Raw genomic sequence first — 6630 nt, forward strand, 5'->3', positions numbered from 1 at the left:
CTTCAGTGCTCCTCGACGATCGGTTCGCGGGTGGGGGCGGGGTCCTGCCCCGGTGGGTCCTCGAAGCGGGCGCCGGCGATCTCCAGCTCCCGCCCGGCGAGCAGGGCGACGTCGCCGGCCCGGTCGCAGTCGGGGCAGACCAGCAGGGGCGGCATGCCGGTCGGCCACTCGGCGGTGCAGGCGCCGCAGCGGGCGCGGCCGGGGACGGGCTCGGCGGCCAGGGCGGCGCCCGCCAGGAGGGTGTCGGCGCAGGCGAGTTCGAAGCAGAAGGCGAGGGCGTCGGGCACCACGCCGGCCAGCTCCCCCACCCGCAGGCGGACTTCGGTGACGGCGGCCGCCCCCGCGGAAGCGGCGGCCTCCTCGACCTGGGCCACCACGGCCACGGCGATCGACATCTCGTGCATGGGACTCCGTCCTGCCGGGCCCCATTAGACGGCGGGCGCGCCGGCACGGGGGCCGGGCGCGCCGGTGCGCCGCGCCCGGCGTCCTCCGTTCGGCGGCCGGGACGGCGCACCCGTGGCGGGCCGTGCGGCCCGCGGCGGCAGTCCGCCGGTCACATCCTGCGGATGTGGAGGTAGCGCCGGACGTCGGGCAGGAACGCCTTCAGCAGGGCGGCGGCGAGGGTGGTGACGACCGTGGCCGCACCGCAGATGATGGCCTTCTTCACGTGGTCCTCCTCGGTTCGCGGCGGATCCCGGTGCCGGTCAGGGCACCAGGTCGCTGTCGGGGGTCTGCTCGTGCGTGCGGTGGACGAGGTCGAGCACCGTCCGTACGGCCTCCGGGACGGCGGCGGCCGCCTGCGGGCTCAGGCCGATGCCCTCGTCCAGGCAGGCGGGTTCGCAGCCGACGACCCAGATGCGGCGGGGCGGGGCGGCGCCGGTGCCGGCGCAGAGGGTGCCCAGCAGGGCGAGGACGGTGTCCGGGGTCATCCGGTGCGCGTCCAGGACGGTGCCGGGCGGGGCGGCGTCGCCGGTGGCGGTGGCGTCGATGAGGTAGAGGGTGCCGGGCTCGCCGCCGCGGGCGGTGGCGTCCATCAGGACGAGGGTGTCGTACCCGTCGAGGAGCCGGTAGGCGAGGTGGACGCCGCGGACGCCGACGTCGGCGGTCTCGACGCCCTCGGGGAGGTCCGCGGCGTGTTCGGCGAGCCGCCGGACGGCCTCGACGCCGAAGCCGTCGTCGCCGAGGAAGACGTTGCCGATCCCGGCGACCAGGGTGCGGCCGCTCACGCGTCCTCCAGGGGGGTCACTTCGTCGGGCTGGAAGTACAGGAAGCGGCCCTGGGCGCGGCGGACGTCCGCCCCGGGGTCGCCGTCGACGGTGACGGCGAGGTGGACGGCTCCGTCGACGTCGTGCAGGACGGCCTCGACGAGGGCGGTGCTGCCCAGGAGGAAGAGGTCCTGGGCGTCGGTGCGGCGCAGGCCCGGCCGCAGGACGACGCGGCTGCCGGGGCCGACGGGGACGCCGCCGACCACCACCCGCTCGGGCGCCGGGGCGGCGGTGTCTGCGGCGGGGTCCCACCAGGGGGTGTCGGGCCGGGCCGCCCCGCGGGGCGGCTGCTCCGGCCCGCCGGCGGGCGGCGCGGCGGGCGAGGTGGCCTCCCGGAAGGCGCGGACGGCGCCGTGGAGGCGGTCGAGCACCTCGGGGGGCATGGTGTCGGCGAGGTCGATCACGGCGGCCGCCCGCGGGTCGGTGCCGCGCGCCTCGCGCTTCTCCTCGTCGGTGAGGGCCGCGGTGCGCAGGGCGAGGATCTCGTCGATCTCGGTGGCGTCGTACATGGCGCCGGCGCTCTCGGGGGCGATGCGCGGGTGGTCCTCCAGGATGATCGGGGAGGACAGGACGACGTCGGCGCGGCCGCCGTCGCCGGCGAGGACCGGCCAGGTGTGCCGGTTCGTGCAGTCCGCGGCGACCGCCCGGGCCCATTCCGGCGGGTCGGTCAGGGACAGGAACGATCCGGCGCTCAGGCCGAGCAGCAGGTGGGCGGCGACGAGGGAGCGGGCCAGGGCGTCCTCGCGGCCGGCGCCCGGGGGCGGTTCCCAGCCACTGGTGTTGTGGACGGTGGCCGTCAGCTTCAGCGCCCGGTAGGGCAGGTCGAGCTGCTCGGCGCGCAGCCGCAGGACGCCGTCGAGGCGTTCGGCGCGCCGGACGAGCCGGCCGGCCTGCCGGCCGTCGGCGTCCGTGACGGGTTCGGCCTCCTCGGCGGCGGGCCGGGCGAACGGCAGCTCGACCACGCCGGCCTCCAGGTCGGCGACGGGGACGGCCATCCGGACCGTCTCCTCGGTCCCCTCGTCCCAGGGGACGAGGACCCGGTCGGGCAGGCGCAGTTCCGGTACGGGGGCGAACGAGCCGTCGCCGCGGGCCTCCTCGACGGTGCGGCGGCGGGCGTGCAGGAAGCGCAGTTCGACGGCGAGTTCGGCGTCGCCCCGGGGCTCCATGACGAGTTCGGTGCGCTGTGCGGAGGGTTCGCCGCCGGCCGGGCCCCAGGCGGGCGGGACGAGGACGCCGAACTGCCAGCGCATGCGGTTCTTCGCGGCGGACGCCCGGTAGGGGTAGAGGACGTAGCCCTCGAAGAGGACGGCGTCGGCGACCTGCCGGGCGTGGCCGAAGCGGGAGGCGGTCGGGGCGGGCGCGGTCACGGCGCCGTCCTTTCTCCGGTGCGGGGCAGGACTGCGCCCGCCCAGGTGGGCCCGGCCGGCTCCGGGTCGGCGGCGCCGGCGGCGTCGAGCAGGGCCCGTACGGTCTCCTCCCAGGAGGGCAGGGCCCGGTGGGAGCGGAAGGCGAGGAGTTCGGCGATCGTGTCGCGGCGCAGGCGCAGCCAGCCGCAGCCGGGGAAGTGCTGCTCGATCATCTCCCGCCAGACGGCGACGGGCAGCGGGCAGCGGGCCTCGCGGTCCCAGGGAACCGGTTCGACGCGGAAGCCGCCCGCTCCGGTGAACGCGGTGCCGGAGAACAGCATCAGCAGCGGTACGTCGCCGTCGTCGAGGGCGGCCAGGTAGCGGGAGGCCGCGACGTCGGTGTCGTAGGTGCAGGGGACGGGCACGTCGGTCTCGGTCTCGCCTGTGAAGCCGGGCACCATGACGGCGACCTGGGCGAACTGGATGGGTTGCAGGGTGCTGCCCCAGCGGGAGCGGTCGCCGAACAGGTCGTGCAGCGCTTCGGCCTCGCCGCTGCCGTACGCGCGGCGGGCCGGCTCGATGCGCAGCTGGCAGCGGAGGGCGAGGGCGTGGACGGGGGCGCCGCCGGAGGCGGTGATGCGCAGCCGGAAGACGAGCGTGGGGCCTGCGGCGTACGGGTCGCTGCGGACGCCGGTGCAGGTGAAGGCGAGTCCGGTCACGGCCGCCCCCCGCCGGGGGCGGGGTCGGGCAGGGGCGTGGCGCGGCGCTCGACGTGCCGGAAGAAGGCGTCCAGGGCGGCGCGGGCTTCGGGGCCGCCGTCGAAGCCCTGCCACAGCAGGCGCATGCGGCCGACGAGTTCGTAGCAGATGTCGATGGGGACGAGGTGGCACTCGGTGCGGTCCGGGGTGTGGCGCAGCAGGAGCGCCTCCACGTCGGGTTCGAGGAGTGCGGCGAGGCGGCCGGGGCCGAGTACGGCCTGCCAGGTGTCGGGGTCGAGTTCGCTCTCGGTGGCGCCGGCGGGGCTCGGGTAGAGGGCGACGAGCCGGTCGAGGGCGGCGTTGCGGAAGAAGAACGCGACGCCGACGGGGATGCGCAGGGCTTCCCAGGCGGTGTCGTCGAGCCGGTGGGCGGGGTCGGTGAGGTAGCGGTCGGGGACGGTGCGGTAGCGGCCGGCGCCGGAGCCCGGCCGGTCGAAGAGGAGGGCGCAGGGGGTGCAGGCGCACACCAGGGTCCGCTTCTCGGCCTCGACCAGGTGGCGGTGGCGGTCCTCGGCGACGGGGGTGCCGCACAGCTCGCAGACCTCGGGGCGCGGCGCGCGGGAGCGGGTGAAGCGGCGCAGGCCGCGGGCGGCCGGGCGGCCGGCCCCGGGTGCGGGGGCCGGCCGGGCCTGGGTGCGGGCGGCGGTCACGGGACGCGCGCCGGGGCGTGCGGGCGGCGGCCGATCTGGAGGAGGGCGGGCTGCGGGGGCGCCGGCTCCACTTCGACGGCGGTCACCTCGGGGGCGATGCCGGCGAGGGCCTCCTCGGCGGCGCGCCGTAGGGCGTCGGTGCCGCCGCAGCCGCAGCCGCTCCCGGTGGAGGCCGCACGGAGCCGGAGGACGCCGGTTGCGGTGTCGAAGCCGAGGGGCTCGACCGGTTCGTGCAGCGTCGCGAGCGCGCGGGCGATGCGGGAGTCCACGTCTTCGGGGTGCAGGTCGTGCAGGGCGAGCAGGCTCGCCACGAGGTCGTCGCCGAGCATGCGGGAGACGGGGCCCGCGCCGAGCCGCTCGGTGATCCGGGCGAGGCCGGCGCCGTAGAAGTCCATGAGGACGCGGACGAGTTCCTCGGCGGCCTCGCAGGCCTTGCGGTCCCCGTCGGCGGCGAGGCGGTCGAGGACGGCGTCGACGCGGCGGCCCGCCTCGCGGGCGTCCATGGCGGCGCTCATCCGCCCAGTCCGCTCAGGCCGGTGGGGACGTGCATCGACTTCACGGTCCGGCCGCCGCCGACGTACATGTGGACGCCGCAGGGCAGGCAGGGGTCGAAGCTGCGCACGGCGCGCATGATGTCGATGCCCTTGAAGTTCTCCGGGGTGTTCTCCTCGAAGATCGGGGTGTTCTGGACGGCGTCCTCGTACGGGCCGGGGGTGCCGTAGGAGTCGCGGACGCTGGCGTTCCAGGGGGTCGGCGGGTACGGGTGGTAGTTGGCGATCTTCCCGTCGCGGATGACCATGTGGTGGGAGAGGACGCCGCGGACGGCCTCGGTGAAGCCGACGCCGATCGACTCGTCCGGCACCTCGAACTTCTCCCACGTCTGGGTGCGTCCGGCGCGGACCTCCTCGAGGCCCTTCTCGGCGCAGTGCAGGGCGACGGCGGCCGCGTACGCCTGGAAGTACGTGCGGGCGCGGTTGCGCTCCAGCGCGTTGCTCCACTGCGGGATCTTCCACTCGAAGGTGGTCTCGGGCTTGGTCATGGTGCGGGGCAGGTTGATGACGACGCTGTGGCCGGTGGCCTTGACGTAGCCGATGTCGACGAGCCCGGACAGGGCGGTGGACCACAGGCGGGCGATGGGGCCGCCGCCGGTGTCGAGGGCGAGGTGGTCCTTGCCGTCGAACCAGCGCGGTGACATCACCCAGCTGTACTTGTCGCCGAAGTCCCGCTTCTGCGGGGCGGGGATGGTGTGCTGGTTCCAGGGGTGGCGGGGGTCGACCGGGTTGCCGAGGGGGTCCTGTCGGACGAACGGCTCCTGGCCCTCCCAGTCGTCGTAGTAGGAGCTGCCGAGCAGGATGCGGATGCCGAGGTTGATCTGCGTGAGGTCGTTGGTGACCAGTTTGCCGTCGACGACGACGCCCGGGGTGACGAACATACGCCGTCCCCAGTCGGTCATGTTGGCGTAGGTGAAGTCGCAGTACTCGGGGTCGTTGAGGGCGCCCCAGCAGCCGAGGAGGACGCGGCGGCGGCCGACCTCCTCGTAGCCGGGCAGGGCGTCGTAGAAGAAGTCGAAGAGGTCGTCGTGGAGGGGGACGACGCGCTTCATGAACTCGACGTAGCGCATGAGGCGCGACATGTAGTCCGTGAAGAGCTGGACGGAGGCGATGGTGCCGACGCCGCCCGGGTAGAGCGTGGAGGGGTGCACGTGGCGGCCCTCCATCAGGCAGAACATCTCGCGGGTGTAGCGGCTGACCTGGAGGGCCTCGCGGTAGAACTCGCCCTCGATGGGGTTGAGGGAGCGCATGATGTCCGCGATGGTGCGGTAGCCGTGCTCGGCGGCGTGCGGGGCCTCGGTGCGCTCGGCGCGGTCGAGGACTCCGGGGTTGGTCTCGCGGACCATCTTCTCGCAGTAGTCGACCCCGACCAGGTTCTCCTGGAAGATGTTGTGGTCGAACATGTACTCCGCGGACTCGCCGAGGTTGATGATCCATTCGGCGAGGTGGGGCGGCTTCACCCCGTAGGCCATGTTCTGGGTGTAGACGGAGCAGGTGGCGTGGTTGTCGCCGCAGATCCCGCAGATGCGGCTGGTGATGAAGTGCGCGTCGCGGGGGTCCTTGCCGCGCATGAAGACGCTGTAGCCGCGGAAGACGGACGAGGTGCTGTAGCACTCGGCGACCCGCTTCTGCTTGAAGTCGATCTTCGTGTGGATGCCGAGGCTGCCGACGATCCGGGTGATCGGATCCCAGGCCATCTCCACGAGGCCGCTGCCGTCGCCGGCGGTGTTCGTCTTCGGTGTCATCGTCTTGGCCGTGGCCCTTCTTGGAACCGGGTGCGGGGGGTGGGGGCGTGCGGGGGCCCGGCCGGCGGGCGGGGCCGCCGGCCGGGGCGGTGGGTCACCAGGGCCTGCGGTAGCCGGTGGTCAGCTCTCGGCCGGTGTGGCGCCACTTGGGCTCCTGGTCGACGGTGTGCAGGGTCATGGAGCGGAGCCTGCGGACGACCGCGCCGTAGATGCCGCTGGCCCGGGTGGAGACGTGGGCGCCGGGGGGCTCGTCCATGAACGGCATGAACTTGTCCGGGAAGCCGGGCATCGTGCAGGCGATGCAGATGCCCCCGA

8 protein-coding genes and 1 pseudogene are annotated in these 6630 nt (G+C 74.6%); all 9 read right to left on the reverse strand.

Features of this window, described 5'->3' with window-relative positions; genetic code table 11:
• Positions 1-2: 2 nt before the first annotated feature.
• On the reverse strand, positions 3-404 hold the full coding sequence (locus IE170_RS15615; protein WP_189809984.1) for a hydrogenase maturation nickel metallochaperone HypA: 402 nt from the start codon (positions 402-404) through the stop codon (positions 3-5).
• A gap of 149 nt (positions 405-553) precedes the next feature.
• Positions 554-667: a DUF6893 family small protein gene (locus IE170_RS33495; RefSeq protein WP_373298997.1), complete on the reverse strand. Its 114-nt coding sequence runs from the start codon at positions 665-667 to the stop codon at positions 554-556.
• 37 nt (positions 668-704) lie between these two features.
• Positions 705-1226: a hydrogenase maturation protease gene (locus IE170_RS15620; protein WP_189809985.1), complete on the reverse strand. Its 522-nt coding sequence runs from the start codon at positions 1224-1226 to the stop codon at positions 705-707.
• Positions 1223-2632: a hypothetical protein gene (locus tag IE170_RS15625; protein WP_189809986.1), complete on the reverse strand. Its 1410-nt coding sequence runs from the start codon at positions 2630-2632 to the stop codon at positions 1223-1225. Before IE170_RS15625 ends, IE170_RS15620 begins: the two co-directional genes overlap by 4 nt.
• The gene (locus tag IE170_RS15630; RefSeq protein WP_189809987.1) at positions 2629-3330 is read right to left on the reverse strand and encodes a DUF6084 family protein; all 702 of its coding nucleotides are present in this window, start codon (positions 3328-3330) and stop codon (positions 2629-2631) included. The genes IE170_RS15625 and IE170_RS15630 overlap by 4 nt, the downstream gene beginning before the upstream one ends.
• A complete protein-coding gene (locus tag IE170_RS15635; protein ID WP_229884821.1) occupies positions 3327-4019 on the reverse strand; it encodes a DUF5947 family protein in 693 nt (230 codons plus the stop codon). The genes IE170_RS15630 and IE170_RS15635 overlap by 4 nt, the downstream gene beginning before the upstream one ends.
• The gene (locus IE170_RS15640; protein ID WP_189809988.1) at positions 4016-4534 is read right to left on the reverse strand and encodes a NifU-related iron-sulfur-binding protein; all 519 of its coding nucleotides are present in this window, start codon (positions 4532-4534) and stop codon (positions 4016-4018) included. The genes IE170_RS15635 and IE170_RS15640 overlap by 4 nt, the downstream gene beginning before the upstream one ends.
• Positions 4531-6315, reverse strand: coding sequence for a nickel-dependent hydrogenase large subunit (locus IE170_RS15645; RefSeq protein WP_189809989.1), 1785 nt, complete (start codon positions 6313-6315; stop codon positions 4531-4533). Before IE170_RS15645 ends, IE170_RS15640 begins: the two co-directional genes overlap by 4 nt.
• A gap of 94 nt (positions 6316-6409) precedes the next feature.
• Positions 6410-6630, reverse strand: a pseudogene (locus IE170_RS32660) (hydrogenase expression protein HypE); the annotation flags it as partial.

This window comes from Streptomyces toxytricini, from assembly GCF_014649915.1.
In the GTDB taxonomy this organism is placed as follows: domain Bacteria; phylum Actinomycetota; class Actinomycetes; order Streptomycetales; family Streptomycetaceae; genus Streptomyces; species Streptomyces toxytricini.